This window comes from Novispirillum itersonii subsp. itersonii ATCC 12639 (assembly GCF_000381985.1).
Lineage (GTDB): Bacteria > Pseudomonadota > Alphaproteobacteria > Rhodospirillales > Rhodospirillaceae > Novispirillum > Novispirillum itersonii.
In genome coordinates this window covers 29,940-55,344 of the sequence record NZ_KB907346.1, presented here as the reverse complement: position 1 = coordinate 55,344, position 25,405 = coordinate 29,940, and the positions used below count along the sequence as shown (strand labels likewise).

23 protein-coding genes are annotated in these 25,405 nt (G+C 62.5%); 14 read left to right on the top strand and 9 right to left on the bottom strand.

The window, feature by feature from the left end; genetic code table 11:
* The first annotated feature begins 154 nt into the window (after positions 1 to 154).
* Together G365_RS21735 and G365_RS0114510 are read left to right on the top strand one after the other, a co-directional pair.
* Positions 155 to 553 (top strand): hypothetical protein, encoded by a 399-nt coding sequence (locus G365_RS21735; RefSeq protein WP_019646254.1) that lies wholly within the window; start codon positions 155 to 157, stop codon positions 551 to 553.
* A 264-nt stretch (positions 554 to 817) separates the two neighbouring features.
* On the top strand, positions 818 to 1,657 hold the full coding sequence (locus tag G365_RS0114510; RefSeq protein WP_019646253.1) for a protein phosphatase CheZ: 840 nt from the start codon (positions 818 to 820) through the stop codon (positions 1,655 to 1,657).
* A 69-nt stretch (positions 1,658 to 1,726) separates the two neighbouring features.
* Here G365_RS0114510 and G365_RS21730 read toward each other — a convergent pair whose 3' ends face one another.
* Both G365_RS21730 and G365_RS0114500 read right to left on the bottom strand, forming a co-directional pair.
* The gene (locus G365_RS21730) at positions 1,727 to 3,493 is read right to left on the bottom strand and encodes a stimulus-sensing domain-containing protein (RefSeq protein ID WP_019646252.1); all 1,767 of its coding nucleotides are present in this window, start codon (positions 3,491 to 3,493) and stop codon (positions 1,727 to 1,729) included.
* Between the two features lie 25 nt (positions 3,494 to 3,518).
* Entirely contained in the window at positions 3,519 to 4,226 is a 708-nt protein-coding gene (locus G365_RS0114500) for a response regulator transcription factor (RefSeq protein ID WP_019646251.1), read from the bottom strand.
* 273 nt (positions 4,227 to 4,499) lie between these two features.
* On the opposite strand from G365_RS0114500, the gene G365_RS0114495 reads away from it, so the two are divergent.
* The 8 genes from G365_RS0114495 to G365_RS0114460 all read left to right on the top strand — a co-directional run bounded on the left by G365_RS0114495 (position 4,500) and on the right by G365_RS0114460 (position 12,470).
* On the top strand, positions 4,500 to 5,012 hold the full coding sequence (locus G365_RS0114495; protein WP_019646250.1) for a hypothetical protein: 513 nt from the start codon (positions 4,500 to 4,502) through the stop codon (positions 5,010 to 5,012).
* A 163-nt stretch (positions 5,013 to 5,175) separates the two neighbouring features.
* The gene (locus tag G365_RS0114490; RefSeq protein ID WP_245554763.1) at positions 5,176 to 5,832 is read left to right on the top strand and encodes a DsbA family protein; all 657 of its coding nucleotides are present in this window, start codon (positions 5,176 to 5,178) and stop codon (positions 5,830 to 5,832) included.
* 24 nt (positions 5,833 to 5,856) lie between these two features.
* Positions 5,857 to 9,354, top strand: coding sequence for a chromosome segregation protein SMC (smc, locus tag G365_RS0114485; protein WP_019646248.1), 3,498 nt, complete (start codon positions 5,857 to 5,859; stop codon positions 9,352 to 9,354).
* A 205-nt stretch (positions 9,355 to 9,559) separates the two neighbouring features.
* Positions 9,560 to 9,937, top strand: coding sequence for an AtpZ/AtpI family protein (locus G365_RS0114480; RefSeq protein ID WP_019646247.1), 378 nt, complete (start codon positions 9,560 to 9,562; stop codon positions 9,935 to 9,937).
* Between the two features lie 207 nt (positions 9,938 to 10,144).
* Positions 10,145 to 10,879 carry a F0F1 ATP synthase subunit A gene (locus G365_RS0114475; RefSeq protein WP_019646246.1) on the top strand — a complete coding sequence of 245 codons (735 nt, stop codon included), beginning with the start codon at positions 10,145 to 10,147 and terminating at the stop codon, positions 10,877 to 10,879.
* A gap of 85 nt (positions 10,880 to 10,964) precedes the next feature.
* A complete protein-coding gene (locus tag G365_RS0114470) occupies positions 10,965 to 11,192 on the top strand; it encodes an ATP synthase subunit C family protein (RefSeq protein ID WP_019646245.1) in 228 nt (75 codons plus the stop codon).
* Positions 11,193 to 11,445: 253 nt separating this feature from the next.
* Positions 11,446 to 11,937, top strand: coding sequence for a F0F1 ATP synthase subunit B family protein (locus G365_RS0114465; RefSeq protein WP_019646244.1), 492 nt, complete (start codon positions 11,446 to 11,448; stop codon positions 11,935 to 11,937).
* On the top strand, positions 11,937 to 12,470 hold the full coding sequence (locus G365_RS0114460; protein ID WP_019646243.1) for a F0F1 ATP synthase subunit B family protein: 534 nt from the start codon (positions 11,937 to 11,939) through the stop codon (positions 12,468 to 12,470). The genes G365_RS0114465 and G365_RS0114460 overlap by 1 nt, the downstream gene beginning before the upstream one ends.
* A gap of 110 nt (positions 12,471 to 12,580) precedes the next feature.
* On the opposite strand, the gene G365_RS0114455 is transcribed toward G365_RS0114460, so the two are convergent.
* On the bottom strand, positions 12,581 to 13,036 hold the full coding sequence (locus tag G365_RS0114455; RefSeq protein ID WP_245554762.1) for a methylglyoxal synthase: 456 nt from the start codon (positions 13,034 to 13,036) through the stop codon (positions 12,581 to 12,583).
* Between the two features lie 381 nt (positions 13,037 to 13,417).
* Here G365_RS0114455 and G365_RS0114450 point away from each other — a divergent pair, with 381 nt between their 5' ends.
* The gene (locus tag G365_RS0114450; protein WP_019646241.1) at positions 13,418 to 15,100 is read left to right on the top strand and encodes a methyl-accepting chemotaxis protein; all 1,683 of its coding nucleotides are present in this window, start codon (positions 13,418 to 13,420) and stop codon (positions 15,098 to 15,100) included.
* Between the two features lie 34 nt (positions 15,101 to 15,134).
* Here G365_RS0114450 and G365_RS0114445 read toward each other — a convergent pair whose 3' ends face one another.
* Positions 15,135 to 16,328: a DUF418 domain-containing protein gene (locus G365_RS0114445; RefSeq protein ID WP_019646240.1), complete on the bottom strand. Its 1,194-nt coding sequence runs from the start codon at positions 16,326 to 16,328 to the stop codon at positions 15,135 to 15,137.
* 133 nt (positions 16,329 to 16,461) lie between these two features.
* Positions 16,462 to 17,325 carry a hypothetical protein gene (locus tag G365_RS0114440; RefSeq protein WP_155976298.1) on the bottom strand — a complete coding sequence of 288 codons (864 nt, stop codon included), beginning with the start codon at positions 17,323 to 17,325 and terminating at the stop codon, positions 16,462 to 16,464.
* Between the two features lie 207 nt (positions 17,326 to 17,532).
* Here G365_RS0114440 and G365_RS21725 point away from each other — a divergent pair, with 207 nt between their 5' ends.
* Positions 17,533 to 18,612, top strand: a complete 1,080-nt coding sequence (locus tag G365_RS21725; protein WP_019646238.1) for an aspartate-semialdehyde dehydrogenase — start codon at positions 17,533 to 17,535, stop codon at positions 18,610 to 18,612.
* Positions 18,613 to 19,057: 445 nt separating this feature from the next.
* On the opposite strand, the gene G365_RS0114430 is transcribed toward G365_RS21725, so the two are convergent.
* From G365_RS0114430 to G365_RS0114415, 4 genes are all read right to left on the bottom strand, one after another.
* Entirely contained in the window at positions 19,058 to 19,408 is a 351-nt protein-coding gene (locus G365_RS0114430; RefSeq protein WP_019646237.1) for a tRNA-binding protein, read from the bottom strand.
* Positions 19,409 to 19,650: 242 nt separating this feature from the next.
* The gene (locus G365_RS21720) at positions 19,651 to 20,172 is read right to left on the bottom strand and encodes a phasin family protein (protein ID WP_019646236.1); all 522 of its coding nucleotides are present in this window, start codon (positions 20,170 to 20,172) and stop codon (positions 19,651 to 19,653) included.
* A gap of 352 nt (positions 20,173 to 20,524) precedes the next feature.
* Entirely contained in the window at positions 20,525 to 21,814 is a 1,290-nt protein-coding gene (locus tag G365_RS0114420; protein WP_019646235.1) for an RsmB/NOP family class I SAM-dependent RNA methyltransferase, read from the bottom strand.
* 58 nt (positions 21,815 to 21,872) lie between these two features.
* Positions 21,873 to 22,163 (bottom strand): hypothetical protein, encoded by a 291-nt coding sequence (locus G365_RS0114415; protein ID WP_019646234.1) that lies wholly within the window; start codon positions 22,161 to 22,163, stop codon positions 21,873 to 21,875.
* A 395-nt stretch (positions 22,164 to 22,558) separates the two neighbouring features.
* On the opposite strand from G365_RS0114415, the gene murJ reads away from it, so the two are divergent.
* Both murJ and trpS read left to right on the top strand, forming a co-directional pair.
* Positions 22,559 to 24,157, top strand: coding sequence for a murein biosynthesis integral membrane protein MurJ (murJ, locus tag G365_RS0114410; RefSeq protein WP_019646233.1), 1,599 nt, complete (start codon positions 22,559 to 22,561; stop codon positions 24,155 to 24,157).
* Positions 24,158 to 24,295: 138 nt separating this feature from the next.
* Entirely contained in the window at positions 24,296 to 25,297 is a 1,002-nt protein-coding gene (gene trpS, locus G365_RS0114405) for a tryptophan--tRNA ligase (RefSeq protein ID WP_019646232.1), read from the top strand.
* Positions 25,298 to 25,405: the final 108 nt, after the last annotated feature.

Below are 25,405 nucleotides of genomic sequence, written 5' to 3'. Positions count from 1 at the left end.
CTGATGTTAACGTCCTTTCAATTCCCTGTGATACACTCTTTCTCAGTTGCAGGAGGAGGGGAACGGTCGCAATCATAGGGCAGAAGACCTATGGGGCGCAGGGCCTGTTGAGGCTGGCTTTTCCTTTTGTTATGAGGAGTTAAGATCCGTGGGTATGCTCAAAGACGCATTCGGGCGGCTTTTCGGGGCGTCTGCGGATACCGACGGAGAGAAGGCCGCCGCAGGACGGGGGAAGGCTACAACCGCAGCAAAAAAGGCTCCGGTGCCCAGCCCGAAGAAAAAGAAAGCGGCGAAGGTGAGTAAGGCCGGGGCACAGACCGGGGCGGTTCCTTCTGCGGGATCTGCCGCCCGGGATAAAGCGCTGGCGCAGGTCAGGGCTGCCCAGGGGACGGTGGTGACAGCGGACCGGGCTGAACTGATCCGGCAGGCGATGCAGATCCGCAAGGCCAAGCAGCAGATTTTGGCCGATCTGTCAGATGATCAGCGGGCAAAGCTCGCGGCACTGGCGATACGTGGTCTTTTGAATGAAGGACGGGACGAACCGAGAAATTGATCCCATGCCACTCCCGGGGTCGGGATGGCGCAGACCGACGGTCTGGGGTGAGGTGCCTGTCTGGTCGTAAAGTTTTCTGGGGCATGTCCGGATCTTAGGATGCGGGACCGGCATGTTGGTTATGGCAGGATTACGTCAGTCAGCCCACAGGGCCGGACGTCACGGAGGCCCGTGACACACTGGTCAGGCTTTCTTCCGGGGGGGAGAAGGCCGGGCTGACGCAGGTGAAAAGGCTGGCCCTGGTCAGCCGGGTGAATGGGAAAGATGGGCAAGACACCGCAGACTGAAGTCTATCTGCTGAAGCAGGAACTGTTCGGGCTGTTCCAGCATATTCAGCGTATGCGTGCGGAAATCGCTTCGATCCGTCGTCCGGGGGTTATGGGCGAAGAAGATCATTTCACGCAGATGAGTGATGAGTTGGATGCCATTGTGCATGCAACGGAAGAGGCGACCGACACCATCATGTCCTCGGTTGAGGAAATGGAAGGGATGCTGTCCGAGGTGCGGTCAATGGTTGCCGATCATCCGGAAGCGGTGGCGGTGATTGACCGGGTCCCGGGCCTGACCGGCGCGATTTTCGAGGCCTGTTCCTTTCAGGACATTACCGGCCAGCGTATTAACAAGGTTGTGAAATCTCTGCAGTTCATTGAGCAGCGCGTTAATTCTCTGATCAATATGTGGGGCCCGGAAACACTGGCGGAAACCCAGCCTCTGGGCCGGAACTCCAAGGATGAGTATCAGAAGTACCTGAATGGTCCGCAGCTGGCCGGGCGGGGTGTGTCCCAGTCTGACGTTGATGCCATTCTGGGGACCGGTGGTGGATCTGACGGTGGACAGGCTGCGATTGACGCCCTGTTTGACAGTCCGGCCCCGATGCCAGCCCCTGCGGCTCCGGCTCCGGCTCCGGCTCCGGCTCCTAAACCTGCGGCGCCTGCGGCTGCCTCGGCTCCTGCTCCTGCTAAACCTGCTGCGCCGAAGCCTCCGGCTGCGGCAAAACCGGCTCCGGCCCCTGCTCCGAAGCCTGCCCCGAAACCGGCAGCTGCCCCCCCCGCAGAAGATGCACCGGGACTTGGGCAGGACGACATCGACAAGCTGTTTGGCTGAGAGAGCAGTTCTGACGGATCAGCAACAGGGGATGGGAAACCGTCCCCTGTTGCATTTTCTGCACGGTGATTATCCGGCCACGCGGCCGGTCGCTTTCCCGGGGGCTGTCAGGCGGGCGGCAGGCAGGGTAACCGTAAAGCAGGCCCCGAGAACGATCCCGTCAGGGGTGCAGCGGTTCCGGGCGCTGATGGTGCCGCCATGGTTTTCGATGATCTGGCGGGAGATCGAGAGACCCAGTCCGGAGTGGGACCCAAATTTTTCGGTGCTGGGCCGCTCGCTGTAGAACCGCTCGAAGATCGCCTCTTCCTTGCCGGGGGGCAGACCGGGGCCGCAATCCTCGACACTTAGGATAACCGACTCGGCACTCTTACGGGCTTTCACCGTAATCGAACCCGGCTCGGGACTGAAGGAGATGGCATTCCCGATCAGATTTCGCAGCACCTGCACCAGACGGTCGGGCATCCCCCGGACCTGCAGGGAGGTTGCCGCGTCTGGCAGGTCCAGCACCAGCGGCCCCTGTGGGGGTGTGGTCTGGCTTTCGCCATCGTGGGCCTGTTCCGGTGCGGCAGAGGTATAAATATCAGCAAGGGTTTCCAGCAGGGGGCGCAGATCAATGTCGGCTGCTTCAGACCGCGACAGCTCGGCATCCAGACGCGAGGCGTCGGAAATATCAGAGATCAGGCGATCGAGGCGCCCGACGTCATCCTGTACAATTGCCAGCAGGCGCTGCTGTTTTTCCGGGTCTTTCAGGCGGGCAACCGTTTCCACCGCGCTGCGAATCGACGTCAGCGGATTTTTGATCTCATGGGCGACATCGGCGGCAAAGCGTTCAATCGCATCCATCCGTTGCCACAGGGCCTGTGTCATATCGCGCAGACTGGTGGACAGGGCACCGATTTCATCATTGCGGTAGGACAGATCGGGGATGGCTGTCTGTTGGCCCTGCCGCTGCCGGACCCGGATGGCAGCCAGTGCCAGCAGGCTGACCGGACGGGCGATTGCGCGGGCAAGATAAATCGACAGCAGGGTTGTGACGGCCAGCGTGCCGATGAACAGCCGCACGATGGTCATCCGCACTTCGAACAGGCTTTCAGCGACGCTTTCGTCGGTGCGGGATACCATGATGGCCCCGACAACCTGCTTATAGAAGCTGACGGGTACCGCCGCCGTCAGGATGCGCAGATCGCCGTTCAGGCGGCGCAGCGCCGTGGCGGGAAGGCCGACGTCAAGGGCCAGTGCGACCTCTTCATAATCCCCGGCAGCCTGATCCAGCCGTTCATGATACTGCGGCAGGGGGATATGGTGCAGCCGTCGGGCGGCCCAGACATAGGCCTCACGCAGGTCGTGCATCATCGACGGGGTGCTGGGTGGGGCCAGATCCTCGACCTGCACCGCACCGCCGGGGCCGGTCAGGCGGCGGCTGTCGGCAACCAGAAGGCCGTTGGTGTCAAACAGCCGAACCCGGATTCCGGCCAGTTCTGACAGGCGGCGGACCATGCTCTGGGCCGGTTCTGCCTTCAGGGTATGATGGGGGATCGGCAGATTGGAATTCTGCAGTTCTGCCAGATCTGCCGAGACCGCGCCTTCCCCGACGGCGGCGGCGATCAGTTCCCCCTGTACCCGCAGGGCTTCGGTCTCTGTCGACAGCAGGGCCTGTTCGTATTCATCCAGATACAGCAGGCCCACCAGCAGCAGCAGCGGCGCAATCAGGTTGACGGCCAGAATGCGGCGGGTCAGCGGTGACAGCAGCGGCTGCCTGCCGGGGCGCCGTGCCTGTCGCCGGGCACTGGCCACAGTCTGTGGCCCATCGGTGCCGGAGTTGTGTGCGGATCCCATTCCCCTGTTCCCCGGTCAGTCGCTCTCAGGCGTCCTTGTAGCGGTATCCCAGACCGTAGAGGGTTTCGATGGCATTGAATTCGGAGTCGGTGTCGCGCAGCTTCTTCCGCAGGCGCTTGATGTGGCTGTCGATGGTGCGGTCATCGACATAAATGTGTTCCCCGTATGCGATATCGATCAGCTGGTCGCGGCTTTTGACATGACCGGGGCGCTGGGCCAGCCCCTGCAAGATCAGAAATTCGGTGACGGTCAGGTCAACGGTGCGGCCTTTCCACTGCACATGATGGCGGGCGGGGTCGAGGACCAGATCCCCGCGCACCAGTGCGGTGTCAGACAGGGCCGAGGGCGGGGTGGTGTCGGCCTTGCGGGCTTCCAGCCGCCGCAGCAGGGTCCGGATCCGTTCCAGCAGCAGACGTTGCGAGAATGGCTTGCGGATGTAGTCGTCCGCACCCATCCGCAGCCCCAGCACTTCATCGACCTCATCATCTTTAGAGGTCAGGAAGATCACCGGCAAATCAGAGGTTTTCCGCAGGTGCTGCAGCAGCTCCATGCCATCCATTCGCGGCATCTTGATATCAAGGATCGCCATGTCCGGCGGTTCCTGCGTCAGGCCGCGCAGGGCCTCTGACCCGTCATGGTAACAGCGTACGGAATAGCCTTCGCTTTCCAGCAGCAGGGACACCGAAGCGATGATGTTGCGGTCGTCGTCGACCAACGCAATGGTATGACTCACCGGAAAGCTCCAGAAGACAGGGTACGGGAAAAACGGTTCACGGTGCTGGCAGCAGGGATAAAAGGCCCTGTAGGAAGAGAGTTTACCTTAGACTAACCTTCTTTGTGGCAAAAGTGGGGTGCAGTCAGTCTGGCTTCGGCCAGTTTTCTCAAGCCCCTGTCACCCGCGGCGGGAACAGCCCCGGTCAAAGCGTGCGCCACAGGCGACAAAAGCGGTTTACCGGTGTGGATGCGGCGGGCACAATGGGGCGTATCGCGTTGTTGGGGGACAGCCTTGCCTGAGAGTTTTGAAACCTACGTCCGGCGGTTCACGGATTTTTACGTGTCGCTGACCGAGGTTTATCCCGATGAGTTTGCTCCGGGGGCCCGCCAGCGGATCGGATCCACCTTCAAGGTTCCCGGTGCGGGGGGGCTGGACGCGCAGACGTTCTACATGCGTCATGTTCTGGAGCTGATCTTCCCCGATCCGGCGGTGATCGGAGACCTGATCACGCTGGCGCGCTATGCCTTCCGGGGTAAGCCTGCCCCAGCGGATGCCATTGAACGGGTGAAAGCCGCCAATGTGCGGGAAACGCTGTATGCCGCCACCGAGGCGGCCAGCACCCTGACCGGCGGGATCGGATACTGGGATGACGGCACCGATCTGTTCGCCAATATCCTGACCAATACGGATTGTGCCCTGCAGATGGCAGGTCTTTATGACCACGCCCGCCTGCGTGGCGAACGGGGGGCCGCTAAGACAGCGACCACCATGGATCAGTCGTCGATCGACGCCCTGTTCGGATAACCGTCATCGCTTCGGCCTTGCCCGCAGTGGCGGCGGCGGGGTATGTAGCGCTTTGGACTGCCCGTATTCAGCCGATATTCAGTCGGTACACGGTAAGGGCGGAGAGGGCCGTCGCCCGCAGGGGCGGGGGGCGGCGAGCGCAATTACAGGAGACTGTCGCGTGTTGACTCTGCGTCGTTTGATTGCCGGTATTGCTTTGTCGGCAGCCGCCACCGTTGTGACCGCCGGTGTTGCGGTTGGCACTGTCAGCCTTGCGGCTGCTCCGGCCCTTGCGGCTGAAAAAGACATTACCCTGCCGTCGGGTTATCCGGAGCGGGTGCTGGGCAAGGCTGATGCCCCGGTGACGATCTATGAATATTCGTCCCTGACCTGCCCGCACTGCGCCGCTTTCCATAAGGAAGTGCTGCCGAAGATCAAGGAAACCTACATCGACACCGGTAAGGTCAAGCTGGTGATGCGTGATTTTCCGCTTGATCAGGTGGCCCTTGGCGGGGCGCTGATGGCCCGCTGTGCGCCGGAGCCGATGTATTTCCGTCTGCTGGAAGTGCTGTTCAGCAATCAGCAGACCTGGGCACGGGCTAGCAACCCGCTGGAGTCGCTGAAGCAGTATGGCCGTCTGGCCGGAATGTCGGACCAGACCCTGACGGCCTGCTTCCAGAACGAAAACCTGTTCAAGCAGATTCAGGATGTGCAGGCCTCTGCCCAGCAGACCTTCAAGATCCAGTCCACCCCCTCTTTCGTGGTGGATGGGCAGCTGTATGCCGGAAGCCGGGATTTCGCGGCTTTCTCGAAGATCATTGACGGCCTGCTGCCGAAGTAAGCCGGTACCGGACCGCGCCGCCCCGTGATTCACTTTGCTAAACTGCGTCTTGCCGGGTTCAAGAGCTTTGTCGATCCGGCAGAGCTGTTGATTGAACCCGGCATGACCGGCGTGGTCGGGCCGAACGGGTGTGGCAAGTCCAATCTGGTCGAAGCCCTGCGCTGGGCGATGGGGGAAACCTCCGCCAAGCAGATGCGCGGCGGGGAAATGGATGACGTCATCTTTGGCGGCACTTCGCACCGTCCGCCCCGCAATATGGCAGAAGTGACCATCTGCCTTGATAACAGTGCCCGGCAGGCGCCGGGCCTGTTTAACATTGCCGATGAACTGGAAATTACCCGCCGGATCGAACGGGGGGATGGCTCCGCCTATCGCCTGAACGGTAAGGAGGTACGGGCCCGCGACGTGCAGGTGCTGTTTGCCGATCTCGCCACCGGGGCCCGGTCGACGGCGATGGTATCGCAGGGGCGGGTTGGCACCCTGATCAATTCCAAGCCGTCACAGCGCCGTTCGCTTCTGGAAGAGGCCGCCGGGATCGGTGGTCTGTATACGCGTCGCCATGAAGCGGAAAACCGTCTGAAGGCGGCAGAAGCGAATCTGCAGCGCCTTGAGGATGTTCTGGCTGCGTTGGACAGCCAGCTGACTTCTCTGCGGCGGCAGGTCCGGCAGGCGCAGCGCTACCGCCTGTTGTCCGAGGGGATTCGCCGGGCTGAGGCCGCGCTGCTGTATCGCCGTTGGGCGCGGGCGGTGCAGGCCCTGCAGGATGCTGACAGCGACAGCCGTCGGGTTCTGGTCGATGTGGCGGCTCTGGAAGAGCGGGCCAGCGCGGCACAGCGGCAGGCTGAGGAGCTGGCGGAAACGCTGCCGCCGCTGCGCGAGGCCGCCGCCGCCGCCGGGGCCCGGCTGCAGCGCCTGCGTCTGGCTCATGAACAGCTGGGGGCGGAAGAGCGCCGTCTGCAGGATGCCCGGGGTCAGCTTGATCAGCGTCTCCGCCAGTTGAAAGAAGACCGTCTGCGGGAACAGGCACGGGCGGATGACACGGCGGCGACGGTAGAGCGTCTGCGGGCCGAACTGGATGATTTGCTTCTGGCGGCTGAGGGCGAGGGCGAAATTGAGGCCGCTGCGGCTGAACGGGTTGCTCTGCTGGCGGAAACCGTTGAGGACCTGGATGCCGAAGTGTCATCGCTGACCGCACAGGTTGCTTCGCGGGAAGCGGAGCGGGCCGCGCTGTCCCGGCAGATCGACGACGGACGGGTGCGGCTGGAGCGCCTGCGCCTGCGCCTTCAGGATCTGGAAGACGCCGAAGCAGCCCTCCTGAGGGATGATACCGAGACCGAGGCTTTGGCTGAAGCCGAGATGCGGCAGGAACAGGCCGCTGAAGCGGTCGAGCGGACGCGGGAGGATCTCGAGCAGGCAGAAGCGGCGCAGGAAAACGCCCGGCATGCCCTGACGCAGGCGCGTGACCGTCACCAGCAGGTCAGCGCCCGCCATGCCCGTCTGCAGGCTGAGGTGCAGGGGCTGATGGCCGTGCTCAGCGGCCCGGCCGGGAAAGGGCAAAGCCTGCCGCCGGTTCTCGATTCGATGCAGGTTGAGGCCGGGTATGAACAGGCGCTGGGGGCAGCGCTGGGCGAAGACCTGAGCGCCCCGGTCGAGGGTCCGGCGCCCCGGCAGTGGCTGGATGCCGGGCGGGTGGTGACCGGTCTGCCGGATCTGCCGGAAGAGGCGGAGCCGTTGAGCGACTATGTGCAGGCGCCGGAAGAGCTGCGTCGCCGTCTCAGTCAGATCGGGGTGGTGTTTTCATCCGAGCGTGGGCAGGCCCTGCTTCCCGGTCTGAAGCCGGGTCAACGTCTGGTCTCGCCGGATGGGGATCTGTGGCGCTGGGATGGCTTTGTCCAGCGGGCCGGGGCACCGTCTGCGGCGGCGCTGCGCCTTCAGCACCGGAACCGGCTGCAGGAGCTGGAAGGGGAGCTGGCACTGGAGGCCTCTGATCTGGCCGGGGCTGAGCAGGCGGTGGCGGAGAGGCAGGACCGTGCGGCCGAAGCCGACACCCGTTTGCAGCGGGCGCGCGGGGCGGTGCGTGATGCCGACGCCGCCCTGACTGCGGCGCGGAAGCTTCACGCCGAACAGGTCCGCAGGGCCGCCGCTCTGGCCTCCCGCCGGGAGGCCCTGCACGGCCAGCGGCAGACGGCAGAGGCGGATCTTCAGGCCGCCCGGTCGGACCATGATGCTGTCCTGTTGGCGCTGGAATCTCTGGATGACCCCGCAGAGCTGCGGATTCGGGCGGAGGACGCCCGGGTGCGGTTGAGCGAGCAGCGGCAGTGGCTGGCCGAAGCGCAGGCGACGCTTGACCGGGCTCGGCGCGATGCGGCGGACCGTCAGCGCCGTACCGATGCGATTCGCCGTGATCTTGCCGACTGGGACCGCCGTGCCGTTGAGAGTGCAGCCCTGATGGCAGACTTTGACCGCCGTCAGAGCATATTGGACGAAGAGCGGCAGGATCTCGATGAGCAGCCGCTGATTCTTGAGGAACAGCGCTTTACCCTGATCGCGCAGGAGGAAGAGGCGGCAGAGGCGGCTCAGGACGCATCTGACCGTCTGGCTGAGGCAGAGCTGGCCGCCAGAGACAGCGACCGCGCAGCGCGGGAGGCGGCGACGGCAGCCACAACGGCCCGCGAGTCCCGGATTCGGGCGGAAGCCCTGCTGGAGCAGGGGCAGCAGCAGGTTGAGCAGGCCGCTGCGGCTTTGACAGAGCGACTCGGGGTCACACCGGCAGAGGCTCACGCACTTGCACAGGCTGCTCCGTCAGAAGGCGCTGAGGCCACCCCGCTGCCGGATACCCTGCCGGAGCTGGAAGCCCTGCTGGCCCGGTTGACCCGGGACCGTGAGGCGATGGGGCCGGTCAACCTGCGGGCGGAACAGGAAACCGCTGAGCTGGACACGCAGATGGCGTCTCTGGTGACTGAACGGGACGACCTGACCGCAGCGATTGCCCGGCTGCGACAGGGGATCAATGAACTCAACCGTGAAGGTCGGCAGCGGTTGCTGACGTCGTTTGAGCAGGTTGATGTGCATTTCCGTCGCCTGTTCACCCGCCTGTTCGGCGGTGGCCGCGCCCATCTTGCCCTGACGGAAAGTGATGATCCGCTGGAGGCCGGTCTGGAAATTTATGCGTCGCCGCCGGGGAAGCGCCTTCAGATTCTGTCGTTGCTGTCGGGCGGTGAGCAGGCAATGACCGCACTGGCGCTGCTGTTTGCAGTCTTTCTGGTCAATCCGGCACCGATCTGCGTCCTTGATGAAGTCGATGCCCCGCTGGATGATGCCAACGTTGACCGATTCTGTACGATGCTGGACGAACTGACCCGCAGCAATGTGTCGGGTACCCGTTTTCTGGTGGTGACTCACCACCGGATGACAATGGCGCGGATGGACCGTCTGTACGGTGTCACCATGCAGGAACGTGGTGTTTCTAAACTGGTTTCTGTCAACCTGCGTGAGGCCGAAGCCCTGCGTGAGGTAGGGTAAACTGCCCGAGCGGGTAGGTATTTCTTTGTCTGTCGATGCGTCTCTGGTTGTCTAGTTTATTGAAAAATAAAGGAAATATGTTGCTCGCGAGGTTGCGGGGACGGGCTTTTCGCGCTTGACAGTCAGGTGAGCAAAACGTATGGTGCGCCCGATTTTTCAGCGAGCCCGCTGAAGTCTGGCAGGGGATGAAAACGGCGTTTTTTCCATGGATAACGACCGCAAAAACTCCTCTGACCTCTCGGAGATCGATGCCCGCCTGCGCGCTGCCCGCAGTGCCGCGGGGATGGATCAGCCCGAAGTGGCACGCAACCGGCCGGAAAATATCTCCGGCCTGGGTCTGGCGACGCGCATCGGGATTGAGATGGTGACCACCACGCTGGTGGGGACTGCGTTGGGCTGGGCTGCCGATGATTGGTTGGGGACCCGTCCCTGGCTGATGATTGTGATGATGATTTTAGGCGCTGCGGCAGGGGTGATGAACGTCTACCGCGTGGTCAAGGGACTGGACGACAGTGTCGGACTCGGTCAGGCCGTTGAGCGCAAGCGTCGCCGGGAGCAAGGCTCCGGAGACGCAAAAGAATAACGCCGCACCGTACCGGGGAAACCGGGCAGGAAGGCGGGTCAAAACGGTCCGTCCGTGCCGCAGGAGACATCCTGACGATGCGGGCGGTCCTTGGTTAAGTGGTATGCCCTTCGGGGTGTGCCCGGAAGGGGCTCCGCAGCAGGCGGCGCCTGTGGCGGATGCCGCAGGCAAAGATCAGCGGCGGGGCATAACGGAAGAGGAAGAACGGTGGCCAGTCCAGTCGAGCAGTTCGCGGTAAAGCCGATCATTCCGGTGGCCCACGAGGGTGGCGCTCTGCCCTTCTATACTTTCACCAACTCGTCGGCGGCGATGGTCGCGGCGGTGCTCGTTGCCACGGTGTTCTTCTGGCTCGCCACCCGTAAGCGGGCGGTGGTGCCGGGCCGTTGGCAGGCTGTCGGTGAAGTTTTGTTCGATTTTATCGCGAACATGATCCGCGATAACGTCGGCAAGGAAGGCATGAAGTATTTCCCCTTCGTGTTCACCCTGTTCGTGTTCGTTTTCATCGGCAACATGCTTGGCATGCTGCCGTATTCCTTCACCTTCACCAGCCATATCGCGGTGACTGCGGCAATGGCGGTGCTGATTTTCGTGGGTGTGACCATCATCGGCTTTGCCCGTCATGGTTTTCACTACCTGCACATGTTCTTCCCGCATGGGGCGCCGCTGGCGACGGCTCCGATCCTGATCCCGATCGAGCTGATCTCCTACCTGTCCCGTCCGTTCAGCCTGTCCGTCCGTCTGTTTGCGAACATGACCGTCGGTCACATCATGCTGAAGGTGCTGGCAGGGTTCGTGGTGTCCCTCGGCGTTGTCGGCGGTATCGTGCCGTTCGCCGTGGTGTCCGGCATCACCGTTCTGGAGTTCTTCATCGGGGCACTCCAGGCGTATGTGTTCACCATCCTGACCTGTATTTACCTGAACGACGCCATCAACATGCACTGATCCCCGGAATGCCGGGACGGTGAGGTGTCTGTTTCAACGTAATCGTTAGTTCTCAACGGTTCTTTTTCACCAGAGGAAGAGAAAAATGGAAGCTGCTGCTGCGAAGATGATTGGTGCTGGTCTGGCCGCCATCGGGATGATCGGTTCGGGTATCGGCGTGGGCAACATCTGGTCCTCCCTGATCGCCACCGTCGGCCGTAACCCGGCTGCGAAGAGCAGCGTCGAACTGTATGGCTGGATCGGCTTCGCCGTGACCGAAGCTATCGCCCTGTTCGCTCTGGTCGTCGCCCTGATCCTGCTGTTCGCGGCCTAATCGCCGTCGATCCGCTGACTTGACTGACCGCAGAGGATGCCTGTCAAACGGTATCCCTGCGGTCAGGTAAGTTCCTGAAAAGGGGGTAGGGAGACGCGTCTCCCTGCAACTGTTCCAGAACACAGCGATCCAGTCGGCTTTTTGCCAGACGGGACACGCCGCTTCCGGGGTCCTTCATCGGGGTATAACCTGATTGAACGCCCGGAACGTACGGTTCTGGCCCCGACGCGACTAGCCGTGGAGCCCGGAGCCCATGCCTCAGTTCGATCCTACAACTTTCGCGTCCCAGCTGTTCTGGCTGGCCGTGACCTTCGTGCTGCTGTTCATCGTGGTGTCGCGCTTCGCGATTCCGCGTCTGGGCGAAGTGCTCGAGCAGCGCCAGAAACTGATCGCGGACGATCTCGACCGCGCTCACCAGCTTAAGGCCGAGACCGAGGATGCGATCCGCTCCTACGAGAAGGCTCTGGCTGAAGCCCGTGCCAAGGCCCATGATGTTCTGCGCGTCGCGCAGGACGAAATGGCCAAGGCTGCTGACGAACGCAACAAGGCGGTGAATGCCGCCCTTGCCGAGCAGATCAAGCAGGGTGAAGCGCGTATCGGTAAGGCCCGTGACGAAGCTCTGGCTTCGGTGCGTGACATTGCCGGTGGTGCCGCTGTTGCCGCTGTTTCCCGTCTGGCCGGTCTGTCCCCGGATGAAGCCACCGTTCAGGCGGCCGTGTCCGGTGTGATGAAGGAGAGCGCGTGATGATCTCCGCCGCTTTTGCCTCTGCTGGCGAGGCTGCTCACCACGGCCCGTTTTATGCTCAGGCTGAGTTCTGGGTCGCTGCTGCCTTCGTGGTGGTTGTCGGTCTGGCGTTCCGCCCGGTGCTGCGTGCCATCGTTGCCGGTCTGGATACCCGTGCGGCCCAGATCAAAGCGAAGCTGGACGAAGCCCGCAAGCTGCGTGAAGACGCGCAGGCTCTGCTGGCTGATTACCAGCGCAAGCAGCGCGATGCCCTGCAGGAAGCTGCTGCCATTGTCGCCCACGCCGAGCAGGAAGCCGAGCGTCTGAAGCGGACCTCCGCCGAAGCGCTGGAAGAAGCCGTGAAGCGTCGCGAGCAGCAGGCCATTGAGCGTATTGCTCAGGCGGAACAGGCCGCTCTGGCCGAAGTCCGTAATCTGGCTGTTGATATCGCCATCAAGACTGCCGGCAAGCTGATTGCCGACAACATGGCGGCTGATAAGGCCGGGGCTCTGATCGACGATGCCATTAAGGTTGTCGGCCAGAAGCTGCACTGATGCGGGATTTTTCTCTGTCAGTCTGATGGGGAAGCGTCCAGTTAAGAAAAGGGCCTGACCCCCGTGGTCAGGCCCTTTTCTGTTTTATTTTCCTAAAGGATTGCCTGTTCTCAGGGGGCGGTCAGAGGCCGGTTGGCATAGGCTGCGTACAGCGGGGCCGGGTCGGCTGCCGGGGTGCGGGCTCCGGCCAGAAAGTCGGCATTACCGATCAGCAGTGTGGCCGTGGTCAAATTCACCGCCAAGGGCACTTCGTAGAGAATGCACAGCCGCAGCAGTGCCTTGATGTCAACGTCATGTGGCTGTGGGGTCATGGCATCAATCAGGAAGATTAACCCGTCAAGGCGGCCTTCGGCGATCATGGCCCCCAGTTGCTGATCACCGCCGAGGGGACCGCTGCGGACAGCGCTGATTGACAGCCCGGGGGCGGCTTCGCTCAGCAGCCGGGCCGTAGTGCCGGTTGCAATCAGGCAATGGGGGCGCAGCGCATCCTGATGCTCCCGTGTCCAGTCGGCGAGGGCCTGCTTGCAGCGGTCGTGGGCAACAAGGCCCAAGGTTAACTGTCTCACCGGTTTGGTCATACCAATGCAGCCTTTTCTGTCTGCTGTGTCTGACGGCTTGGCCGTTGGATGTTTGTGGCCGCTAACAATAGGGCAGGAGGCGCAGAAATCCGAGAAGGCTTTGATTGACAGAGTTTGGTGCTTTGCTGATCCTAATTTGGTCAGATCACTTTACCGTCACCTTCATCTCCGCTGGTGAGATGGGATGAAACTGGGTGTATAACAATAAAATCCAAGACGGATCAGGACAGACACGCCGCCGCAGACATGTGGAAAAGGGGGGCTACCCTCCCTCTCCACCTGTCTCCCGAAAGTGCCGCTCAACAGGCATGGCGTTGAAAAAAGAAAACCGCCCGGTGAGTCAGGCTGTGGCGATGGGAGGAGACGGCAATGCTGAGCAATGTGGGCATCAACATCAAAGTGACGGTGATTTTGCTGTGTATGGGACTGACCGCTCTGGCGGCGGCGGGGTACAGTGGCTTCCGGATGCTGGTGCTCGATGATCTGTACGCCGGTTTGCTGTCTGGGGATGCTGCGGCGCAGGTCCGTCTGGAGCGGGCGAATCAGGCTGTCGGAACGCTGGGGCGTCTCACTTATATGGTCATGGCGGAAGACCGCTATGAAGAGCTGAAGAAGCTGGCGGAAGCTCAGACCCGGAACCGGGAAACATTTGTCCAGTATCTGAAAGATGCGGTGGCGATCCACCCCCAGCTTGCCGAACCGGCAGCGGATCTTACTGCCCGGTATGATGCCCTGACCGGGATCGGTGTCCGGATTGCTGATGCCGTTGGCCTGAATGACATGTACACCGCGCAGGATGTCGTGAAGCGCGAGTTTGCCCCGGCCTTTTCCGAACTGGAGGCGGCGATTGCCCGGCAGGTTGATGATAGCGCCCGGAAGGTGGTCGAAACGTCGGGACAGGCCACGGAAACCGCCCGTGCAACCGTGACAATGATTGTCGGTCTGGTGGCCGCAGGGTCGGCATTGCTTCTGCTGCTGTCGTTGTTGGTGATCCGCCGTTCGGTGACCGGCCCTCTGCTGAGGTTGACCGATACCATGCAGCGTCTGGCTGGCGGCACCCTTTCGGTGCAGGTGGAAGGGACTGCCCGCCGCGATGAGATCGGGGCGATTGCCCGCAGCATCGAAATCTTCAAAACCAATGCCGAGACAGTCCGCCATCTGGAACGGGAGCAGCAGGAACAGAACCGCCGCGCTGAAGAAGAAAAGCGTGCGGCGCTGTCGGCTCTGGCCGATAGTTTTGAACAGCAGATCCAGTCTGTTGTTCAGGCCCTGTCTGCCTCTGCCCGGCAGATGGAAGGGCGGGCCCGGACGATGACCGAAGCGGCGCATCAGGCCTCGCATCAAGGGGCGCAGGCCACCGCTGCGGCGTCAGAGGCGTCAGGAAACGTGCAGACGATGGCTTCGGCTGCCGAAGAGCTGACGGCCTCGATACAGGAAATCGTCCGGCAGGTGGAGCAGGCCAGCAGCATTACCGGTGAAGCGGTTGCTGAGGCCGAAGAGACCGGTGCAGTGGTGGAAACCCTGTCGGCCGCTGTTGCCCGGATTGATGAAGTCATTGCTCTGATCGATTCGATTGCCAGCCAGACCAACCTTCTGGCGCTGAATGCGACGATTGAGGCCGCCCGGGCCCGTGATAACGGCAAGGGGTTCGCGGTGGTTGCCAACGAGGTGAAAACGCTGGCCGGACAGACCACCAAGGCGACAGGCGAGATTGCCGAACAGATTGTGGGGGTCCGCGACGCCAGCGCCCGCACATTGCGGGCGATGGGGCGGATCCGGGGTGTGATTGGGCGGATTGATGAGGTGGCCGCCGGTATTGCCAGTGCGGTGGAGCAACAGGGGGCGGCAACGCAGGAAATCGCCCGCAATGCCGGGGAAGCGGCGCAGGGTACGGATGCCGTCCGCAGTGGTATTTCCGACATTGTTGAAGCATCGGAAACCACCGAGTCTCTGGCAGGGGAGGTATTGTCGGCTTCCGGTGAAATCAGCCGTCAGTCAGAAGCCCTGCGGACAGAGGTTGATCTGTTCATCCGCCGGGTGCGGGGGGGCTGATCCACGGCTCCGGATCCTGATGAAGAACCCCGGTTCAAGAAACCCGGATCAGGCGGGGGGCCTGCCAGTGGGTGACTGCCCGCAGCAGGCATTCTGCCGGTCCCTGCTGAAAGAAGCGCAGCCAGAGGGCTGAAAAAGCCGTCTGTCCGCCATAGAAAAACGCCACCATCAGCAGGGTCATGCCGGGGGAGAGCTGACCGCTGAGGGCGGTACCGTATCCGGTAAAGACCACGGCGCAGAACAGCGACTGACTGAGGTAATTGGTCAGGGCCATCCGCCCGGCAGCAGTGATTCCGATCGCCGGAAGACTGTGGGGGAAGCGCCGGATGAGCAGAATGACCGTTGCCCCAAGGCTGGCTGTCAGCAGGGGGGCGGTCAGGTCGGCCAGACCGGTGATGATTGCCCCGGCGACGGCATCGACCGGGCCAGTCTGTGCGGTGGCGATAGCCAGTCCCCCGGCCAATCCCACCGGGCCGCCCAGCAGCAGAACACGCCAGAGGCACCGGTCCGTCAGATGGTTGCCCTGCAAAAGGCCCCTGTTACCGGCAACCAGCCCCAGCAGAAACATCGCCAGGGCATGGGGGCCTTGATACATCAGCAGAAATAGCCAGACGGTCTCAGTCCATTCCCGCGTATTGAACCGGATTGTGGCGAGCAGACCATTCTGATAGCTGGCCAGAGTTGCTGCCGCGACGATATCAACCTGCTCAGGGGTCGTCTGACTGCTTTGGGTCCCCCATTCGGACAGGCCGAGTCCGGTCACGGCGATAGACATCAGCAGGATCAGCCCGACACTGATGGTCAGGCAGCGCCGGGGCGGCAGGTGACGCAGGGGGATCAGCAGCAGGCCGGTCAACGCATAGATGGTCAGGATATCGCCGGGGTACAGCAGGCAGGCATGGGCCACTCCAAGGCAGAACAGCATGGCGAGACGCCGCAGAAATGGCGGCAGGGGCGGGCGCTGAACCCGTGCTGCCGATGCCAGTTGCAGGGTGAAGCTGTATCCGAACAGAAAGGAGAACAGCAGATAGAATTTCGACTCGAACAGCGAGGCGATCAGAAACCGGATTACGGTGTCAGTGGAGGATGAAAAGGCCGGGTCATCAAGGCCACTGCCATAATAGGGGCTGGCAAAAGCCGCACTGTTGACCACCAGAATTCCGAACAGGGCAAAGCCCCGCAGGGCGTCAACGGCGGTGACGCGGGAAGAAGACGATGCTGGGATCATGACGGGGGTCCGGCTGGGAAGTCTTGTCCCTTACCTTAAGAAGACTGCCGGAACAGGCAAAGAGGTGCCGGATCTTTAGCGCGGTCTTCACCGACAGTCTCAGCCGTCGATACAGTTTTGGTCCGCCCTGAAATCAGGATCGGGCCCGTGGACGCAGGGCAAAGACATTCTGTTGGACCGGCTCCGGCGTCAAGACGGGGGCCGACTCGGGATTGGCCGCGGACTCTTCGGCAGAGGTCAGGCCTGCCAACCGACCAGAGCCCTCCGGAACACGGAAGTACTGAGTGAACAGCGGTTCCCCCAGAATTTCCATGGCCTGTTCCTCGGCCTGTTCAAACGACCCAAGGGATTCAAGCGTCGCCGCATGGGTTTCCACGGCGATTTCAGCCGTCAGCAGGCGTTCCCGGCGTGGGTCGTTGGACAGGCGTTCCCGTTCCTCGCGCAGCATGAACAGGTACAGACGGAACATCCGGAACGTCTTATCGCGCACATCCTGCAGGCGGCGTTCGGCCTCTTCGGCGCGGAGGCGTTCTGCCAGAAGCTGTTGCTGTAGGCTGGCGCTTTCCGAAGACAGGCGTTCGCGCTCCATCTCGACACCGGCGGCCTGATCGAACAGGGCGTGGAATTCCTGCCGCAGGGCGCGCAGCTCGGCCCGCAGCTGGGCGATTGTCCGCTGTGCCTCATGGTTCTGCGGGTCATTACCACGGGCAGCCATATAGCGGCGATAGCTGATGACGTGGGGGGCGATGGCCTCATGCTGCAGGGGCAGAGACGCCGAAATACCGCAGATATCCCGCAGGCGCGGGCCAAGATCGGGCTGGCGCAACAGGCCCCGCAGAGTCCGCGGGATCACCAGTGGCAGGGCGTTTTCCGGCAGATTACGGCAAATCTGGGCCCAGCGGTTCAGGACTTCCGGGTCGCGCGGATCATCCAGCCGGTGGCCGTGGTGGATTGCCTCAATCAGGCGTTCCAGAAAGACTTCCGAGACGTCACTCACGCCGTCCACTCCGTTGACATCTCCTGCGCGGTCCGGTTTCAGGCCGCAGGCAGATAAGATTACTATAACTCCCGGTGTATTGCCGCATCGTTAAAGTGCCGGAAGGGAAACAGCCGGGGCTGATGGCCGCAGACAGTCCTTGCACCGCCCGCCCGCGCACCCTACCTTCCCGCATTCGTGTTTATTCCCGTTGTATGAGGAACCGTGATGACTGCTTTCCCCGCCGATTGCCGGATCGCCCTGGTTGGCGCCGCCAGCCACCTTGGGCAGGAGCTTCTGTCGGTTCTGGCTGAACGGGCTGTGCCGGTTGCCAGCGTCGTTGCCCTTGGCCCGGCCGGAACGGTCGGCCGTGAGTTCTCCTACGGTGAGGACGACGATATCAGCACCCAGAATGTTGATACCTTCGACTTCTCGTCTGTCTCACTGGTCATTCTGGCTGATACCGCTGCCGTGGCGGCTAAGGTCGGTCCGCGCGCTGTCAAGGCCGGGGCCCGGGTGATTGATGCCAGCGGTCATTACAGTGCTGAGCCGGGCGTGCCGATGGTTGTCGCCGGGGTTAATCCCGATGATCTGGATGCGGTGGACCGCAAGCGCGTGGTGTCCGCCCCGACCGCATCGGCGGTGCAGGCCGTTCTGGCGCTGGCGCCGCTGTATGACAGCTTTCAGGCCAGCCGGGCGGTGATCACCGCTTTCCATTCCACGGCGGACGCTGGCCGCGAAGGGATGGATGAGCTGTTCCGCCAGACCCGGGGCATCTATGTCAATGAACCCCCGGCCAGCAATAAGGAAATCTTCGCCAAGCAGATCGCCTTTAACGTCATTCCGCAGGTCGGTGGATTTACCGAAGGCGGGGCGACCGATGGCGAGCTGGCAGTGGCGCTGGCAGTGCGGAAGGTGCTGGACCCGGATCTGCGGGTGCATGTCAGTGCTGCCCGTGTGGCGGCGTTTGTCGGCCTTGGTCACTATGTGGCCGTGGAGTGCGACCGCCCGGTAACGGACAAGGAAGCCCGGGAGGTCCTGCGGGCTGCCCCCGGTCTGTCTGTGGTCGATCACCGTGTTGATGAAGGCATGGTGACGATGGCGGAAACTTCGGGGGAGGAGCGGGTGTTCCTGTCCCGCCTGCGCACCGATCTGTCGGTGGACAGCGGGGTGTCGTTCTGGAGTGTCAGCGACGGTACCCGCCTGCAGGCCCTGAACATCTGGCAGATTGCTGTCCTGCTGAGCGGTGGGACGGTCAGCTGGGATGCACCGCCGGTGCAGGATGATGATGGGGAAGACGAGGAATAAGGCGGACTCGCAATCCGCCAAACCGCTCTTCCCGGACGAAACCGGGATTTGCAAAATGCAATGCGATTTGCAAAGACTGTAGGCATAGGCATTTGTCTTCGGAAGAGCGGTTCTGTAAAATAGATTACTTTACAATGTATTGTTGCTGATTGTGCCGTTCTGGCATCGGGGGGCGGAAGTTGGCACACCTCCTGCAATACTGATTGGCAGAGAGGCGCGCAATCCTCTCTGACCAGAAGCTAAACGCCCTTCGGGGTGGGCATCATCCGGTAATCCATTCCGCGCTCAGGATATCCGGGGAATATGATGTTGTGCTTCTGCTGGTGGCCGCCGGACTATCCCTCCCCCGCCCGGTCCGGCGGCCACTGCATTCTCTTCTGCTGATAAAAAAAGCCCGGCCAGATGACCGGGCTTTGTTATTTATCGGATTTTTCTGTCTAGAGGGTCAGTGCATCCGTCCCCCGACGGGGACCGGTTGATCGGGGCTGAGCAGGACGACGCCGCCACCGGCATCAGTGACCCCCAGCACCAGACACTCACTGACGAACTTACCGATCTGTTTGGCCGGAAAGTTGACGACCCCCATGACCTGCTTCCCGATCAGTGTTTCCGGGGTGTAGTGAGCCGTGACCTGCGCCGAGGTGCGCTTTTCCCCGATTTCCGGGCCAAAGTCGATCCACATCTTGATCGCTGGCTTGCGGGCTTCGGGATAGGGTTCCGCCCGGGTGACGGTGCCGACCCGGATATCCACTTTCAGAAAATCATCGAAGGTGATCGGACTGGTGCTGTCGCTCATCAGGGCTGGGTCCTGTTCCGGTGAAATAACGGGAAACAGGGAAGCAGACCTGCCCGGATCCGGCAAGAGACGGCTGTGTGCCGGTGGGGGAGGGTGCCGCAAAAATGCCTGCAGGCCGACTCCGGAGAAATCGGCCTGCAGAGGACATTTCAGGGATCTTTTTCTGAAAAACTTTCAGGGCAAGATCTCAGGGGCTCAGAGTATCAAGCGCAGAAGCGGGGGGCACTCTGGCATGGAACTCTTTAGACAGTGGCAGCCTTTTTGGCAGCCGGGGCCGCCTTCGGCGCAGCAGCCGGGGCCGCTTTCGGGGCTTCAGCCGACGCGGCGGCAGCCTTCGGGGCGGCTTCCAGCTGACCCTTCAGTTCTTCCAGAGACTGGCTGAAGCGCGAGCTGAGCAGGTCAAACACTTCGTTGTTCGACTTGATCAGCAGTTCGGCCAGTTCTTTAACGTTGGACAGGTTCTTTTCGAAGGTGTCCTTGACCAGCGCGGTCTGCTGGGCAATGCGGTCGTTGACCGAGGACAGATCGCTGACCGGGGCCGCGGAGACGCTGCTGACGTCTTCCAGGCCCTGACGCAGGATTTCGGCCTGACGGCGGGCGATGGTCTGAAAGCTTTCGTAGGCCAGCTTGTTGGCGGCGGTCATCGCCTCAATGTTCTTCTTGTGGGTGGACACCAGAGCGTCAACGTCAACGCCCGGAGTCTTGAAGTCAGCCAGATATTTGGTCAGGTCAAAGTCCAGCAGGGTATCAAGCTTGGTGGTCATGGCGCGGGTGTCCTCTCGCGGATGGAAAAGAGAATCCATACTCTTTTGGCTATCGCGCTCTGGGGGCATGTGTGCCCGTCTGTCAAAGCGCGTCAGCCTGCTGCTCGGGGTCTTCAGCCGACCGGTCACCACCATGTGTTGCTGGCGGAGACGGGGCCGGAAACCGCCCGGAAGCGAAGAAATAAAGACGCGCAAAGACGGTCAGTCACCGACAGCACTGGCGGCGACGATACGGACAATGACAAGGGGTGTCAAAAGAAAATGTTGCGCCGCACAAAACGCAGGACGGGTACATTTTCTGTCATAATGCGCGGGGATTGAAAAAAGCCAACAATCCCCGCAGGGTAATCAATCAGATCCGGCGCAGGCGGGCGATGAAGAAGCCATCCATACCGCCCCGCTCTTCCAGATGGCAGGGCAGGGTCCGGACTTCCCCTTCTGCGGTCAGGGCCATTTCCAGCCCTGGCAGCTCGTCAGCCCGAATCGGGTCACGTTCCCACGGCAGCCCTGCAGCCAGTGCGGCGGCGATCTGGTCTTCGCCTTCGGCTTTCTGCAATGAGCAGGTGCAATAGACCAGCATGCCGCCCGGCTTGACCATCTCAGCGGCAGCGGCCAGCAGGGCTGCCTGTGTTTCTGCCAATGCGGCGACATCGTCGGGCCGCTTGTGACGGGCAACGTCGGGATGGCGGCGGATCGTGCCGGTGGCGGAGCAGGGGGCATCCAGCAGAACGGCATCCAGAAGGGCTTCCGGGCGCCATTCTGTGGCGTCGGCATCGACCAGCGTGGCGGTCAGCCCGGTGCGGGCCAGATTTTCGCTGACGCGGCGCAGACGGCGGGCGGATCGGTCCACGGCTGTCACGGTTGCCCCGGCCGCGGCCAGCTGCAAGGTTTTGCCGCCGGGGGCCGCACACAGGTCGGCAACGGCTTTTCCGGTCAGATCCCCCATCAGGCGGACCGGCAGCGCGGCGGCCAGATCCTGTACCCACCAGTGACCGTCAGTGAAGCCGGGCAGATCGTACACGGCTCCACCGGCCAGACGGCGCAGGCTGCCGCAGGGCAGCGGTTCAGCGGCCAGCGGGCCGGCCCAGTCAGCACTGGTCGCCGGGTCGCGCAGGGTGATATCCAGCGGGGCTTCAGCCAGATGGGCCAGCCCGATACGGTGGGCGGTTTCCTCGCCGTAGCGGGCACTCCAGTCCAGCCACAGCCATTTCGGGGTATTGAAGCGGGCGGCGTCGATGCGGTCGCTGACAGCCGCGCCGTCGCGGCTGATTTTACGCAGCACCGCATTGGCCAGCCCGGCATAGGGGGCCAGTTTGCCCCGCTTGACCAGCTCAACAGAGGTATCGACCACAGCATGGCCGGGGGTGTCGAGGAACAGGATCTGCGCCGCCCCCAGACGCATGATGTCACGCACCGACGCCAGTTTGGCCGGCATCGGCTTGTCGAGGAAATGGTTCAGCACCATATCGATCTGCCCCAGCCGCCGCAGGGTGGTGGCGACCAGCATGCGGACGAAGCCGCGGTCCCGCGGGTCGAGCGGGCGGGTCAGCAGGTCTGCCTGTTCCTCCAGCGGGCGTCCTTCACGCAGGACGACGGTGAACAGCGACAGGGCGATGGTGCGGTTGAGCGGCAGATCAGTCATAACCGCAGTACCAGCACCAACCCGCCGTCGCCGTCAAGCCCTTTTGCGTGCGTGCCCCTTAAAGCCAGAAGCCGGAGGACCCGTCCGCCACGCCTTTGCTGGAGTAGGCCACCCACAGTACCCCGACGGTGGTGGCAAAGCGCTGCTCCAGCAAGGCGGCGCGGTTCGCGTCGATGCCGGTCACCTGCAGATCGACATGCAGTTCATCATCGGCGGTGGTGGCATGCACCCGGGTGGGGACCACCCCGATCTTGGCAAGATGACCCAGCAGGCGCGGCAGAACGCCGGGCTCGGATTCGGTGGCGACAGAATAGCAGGCGGTGAAGCTGTCGGCGGTGACGTGGGACATGGAAAAGACTCCGCAACGGATTCCGGCGCGCCGCAACACACTGGGGGTGACAGCCGGGGTATAGGCAGCCGGTGCCACGGGCACCGTCAGATGTCGGAGAATGTCGGGTCCGCAGAGGGACGGACAAACGCGTTTAACCTGGCCCTCAGTGAGGAACCAGGTTTGTAATTCGCGCAATGACCGCAACCAGAGCCGGGCGCAGGGCTGGGGTGGTGACGGTGCCGCGTGCCATGGGGCGATGCGTTGTCATGTCACAGACGTTAGCAAAGCCGGTACGGTGGTGCAAGCCGGGATCAGGCGCAGTGGCGGCTGAGGGAAGAAAGCATGTGACCTTGTCGGGCAGGCGGCGTAAAAAGACGGCCTTCCCTGATCTGTCCGCGGTCGCGAGAGGCCCCATGTCCCTGCTGCGTTCCTTCACCACCGTCGGCGGCTATACCCTGCTGTCACGTCTGACCGGATTTGCCCGGGATATGCTGATCGCCAGTATGCTGGGGGCGGGAATGGTAGCCGATGCCTATTTCGTCGCCTTTAAGTTCCCCAATCTGTTCCGGCGGCTGTTTGCGGAAGGGGCCTTCTCGGCAGCTTTCGTGCCGATGTTTTCCGCGACGCTGGAAAAGGACGGCGAAGAGGCGGCGAAAGAGTTTGCCAACCGCTGCTATGCCTTTCTGGCTTTGGTGGTGGCTTTGTTCTCGGCGGTGCTGATGATCGGGATGCCGTGGGCAATGTATGTGTTTGCCCCCGGTTTCACCGATGTGCCGGGTAAGCATGAACTGGCGACCGAACTGTCGCGCATCTGTTTCCCCTATCTGTTTTTCATTTCGTTGTGCTCGCTGGTGGCGGGGGTATTGAATTCCCTCGGCCGTTTTGCGGCAGCAGCGGGGACACCGATTCTGCTTAATCTGGTGTCGATGGCGGCTCTGGCGGGCCTCAGCCGGTATACCGAAACGCCGGGCCATGCGCTGGCCTGGGGTACGGCTGCTGCCGGTGTGGCCCAGTTCGTCTGGCTGATGGCGGCGGCGAAGCGGGCGGGGTTTCTGCCCCGGCTGATCCGCCCGCGTCTGGATGATCAGGTGAAAACCCTGCTGAAGCGGATTGTGCCAGTGGCGTTCGGGGCCGGGATGTATCAGATCAGCCTGCTGATCGACACCATGCTGGCATCAATGGTCTCCGATGGGGCGGTGAGTTATCTGTATTTTGCTGACCGGGTGAACCAGCTGCCGCTGGGGGTGGTCGGGATTGCCGTCGGGACAGCCCTGCTGCCGATTCTGTCGCGTCAGATCGCCGCAGGCGATGTGAAGGGGGCCTCTGACAGTCAGAACCGTTCCCTTGAGTTTTCATTGTTGCTGACCCTGCCCGCCATGGCCGGTCTGATCGTGCTGGCGGAGCCGATTATCCGGGTGCTGTTCCAGCGCGGCGCTTTTTCCGCCGAGGATGCACAGGCCACGGCTGCCGCCCTGATGGCGTTTTCTGTCGGATTGCCGTCCTATGTGCTGGTCAAGGTGTTTACCCCCGGATTCTTCGCCCGGGAGGACACCCGGACCCCGGTGCGGATCGCGCTGGTCTGTCTGGTGTTCAATGTGGTGCTGAATGTGGCGCTGATGCAGGTGCTGGCCCATGTCGGGATCGCGCTGGCCACGGCGCTGGCCAGTGTGCTGAATGCTACCCTGCTGGCCACAACCCTGATCCGCCGCGGGCATTACCGCTGGGATGAACGGCTGAAATCCCGCCTGCCGCGCATTCTTGGGGCGACGCTGGCGATGACGGCGGTGTTGCTGGCCGGGCGCTGGCTGGCGGAAGGCCGGGTGCCGGATACATCGGTGGCGCAGGCCCTGTTGCTGACCGGTCTGGTGTTGGCCGGGGGGATTGTATTTGCCGGGATGGCCGTGCTGACCGGTGCGGTGCGCCGCAGTGATCTGGCCCAGTTCAAAGGGCTGCGCCGCCGGCCAGCCGGGGCGAAAGCCGGCTCTGATCCCTCTGCGGGCGGTGAAGGCTGATCGCGGAGCCCCCCGGCCGGAAAAAGCGGGGGGCTGCAATGCCACGGCGGTTGATCCGGCCCGCCGGTTGGGGTATGCCGCAAGGGTTCCGGGCCCGTGTCCACAGCGCGGCCCTCCCCTTGGCATCAGAGTGATGACATGACGCGTATTTTCTCGGGCGCTCAGCCCACCGGTAACCTGCATCTCGGCAACTATCTCGGCGCTATCCGCAACTGGGTGCGGCTGCAGAAAGAGCACGACGACTGCATTTTCTGCGTTGTTGATCAGCATGCGATCACCGTCTGGCAGGATCCGCAGGACCTGACCCGCGCCACCCGCGAGCTGACCGCCGCCTATATCGCTGCCGGGATTGATCCGGTGAAGAGCATTCTCTTCAACCAGTCGATGGTTCCGGCCCATGCCCAGCTGGCCTGGGTGTTCAACTGCGTTGCGCGGATCGGCTGGCTGAACCGCATGACCCAGTTTAAGGACAAGGCGGGCAAGAACCGGGAAAACGCGTCTGTCGGCCTGTATGTCTACCCCAACCTGATGGCGGCGGACATTCTGGTCTACAAGGCGACCCACGTGCCGGTCGGCGAAGACCAGAAGCAGCATCTGGAACTGACCCGTGACATCGCGATCAAGTTCAATAACGATTTCGGCGCCGAGATCTTTCCGGTGCCGGAACCGCTGATTCTGGGGGAAGCCACCCGGGTGATGAGCCTGCGGGATGGGTCGAAGAAGATGTCGAAGTCTGATCCGTCGGATTATTCGCGTCTGAACATGACCGACGATGCCGACACCATTGCTCAGAAGCTGCGTAAGGCAAAGACGGATCCCGAGCCGCTGCCGGAAACGGTGGACGGGCTGGCGGGCCGTCCGGAAGCTGACAATCTGGTCACTATTTTTGCTGCGATGTCGGACCGCACCCGCGCCGATGTACTGGCGGAAGTGGGGGGGATCCAGTTCTCTGATTTCAAGCAGCGCCTGACCGACCTGATGGTTTCCGTCCTTGGGCCGATCAACGCCGAGATGAAGCGGCTGCTGGCTGATCCGGGGGAAATCGACCGTGTTCTGCGCGATGGTGCGCGGCGGGCCAATGCGGTTGCCGAGCCGATTCTGGAAGAAGTGCATCGCGCGGTTGGCTTCTACCGTCCGTAAAGGGGCGGTTTGGTCCGGATAACCGGCGGTTATCAAAAGGGATTCCGGCTTTTGTGCAGGCCGGAATCCCTTTACTGTATCTGAAGATATGTCGGGCACCGGACCCGG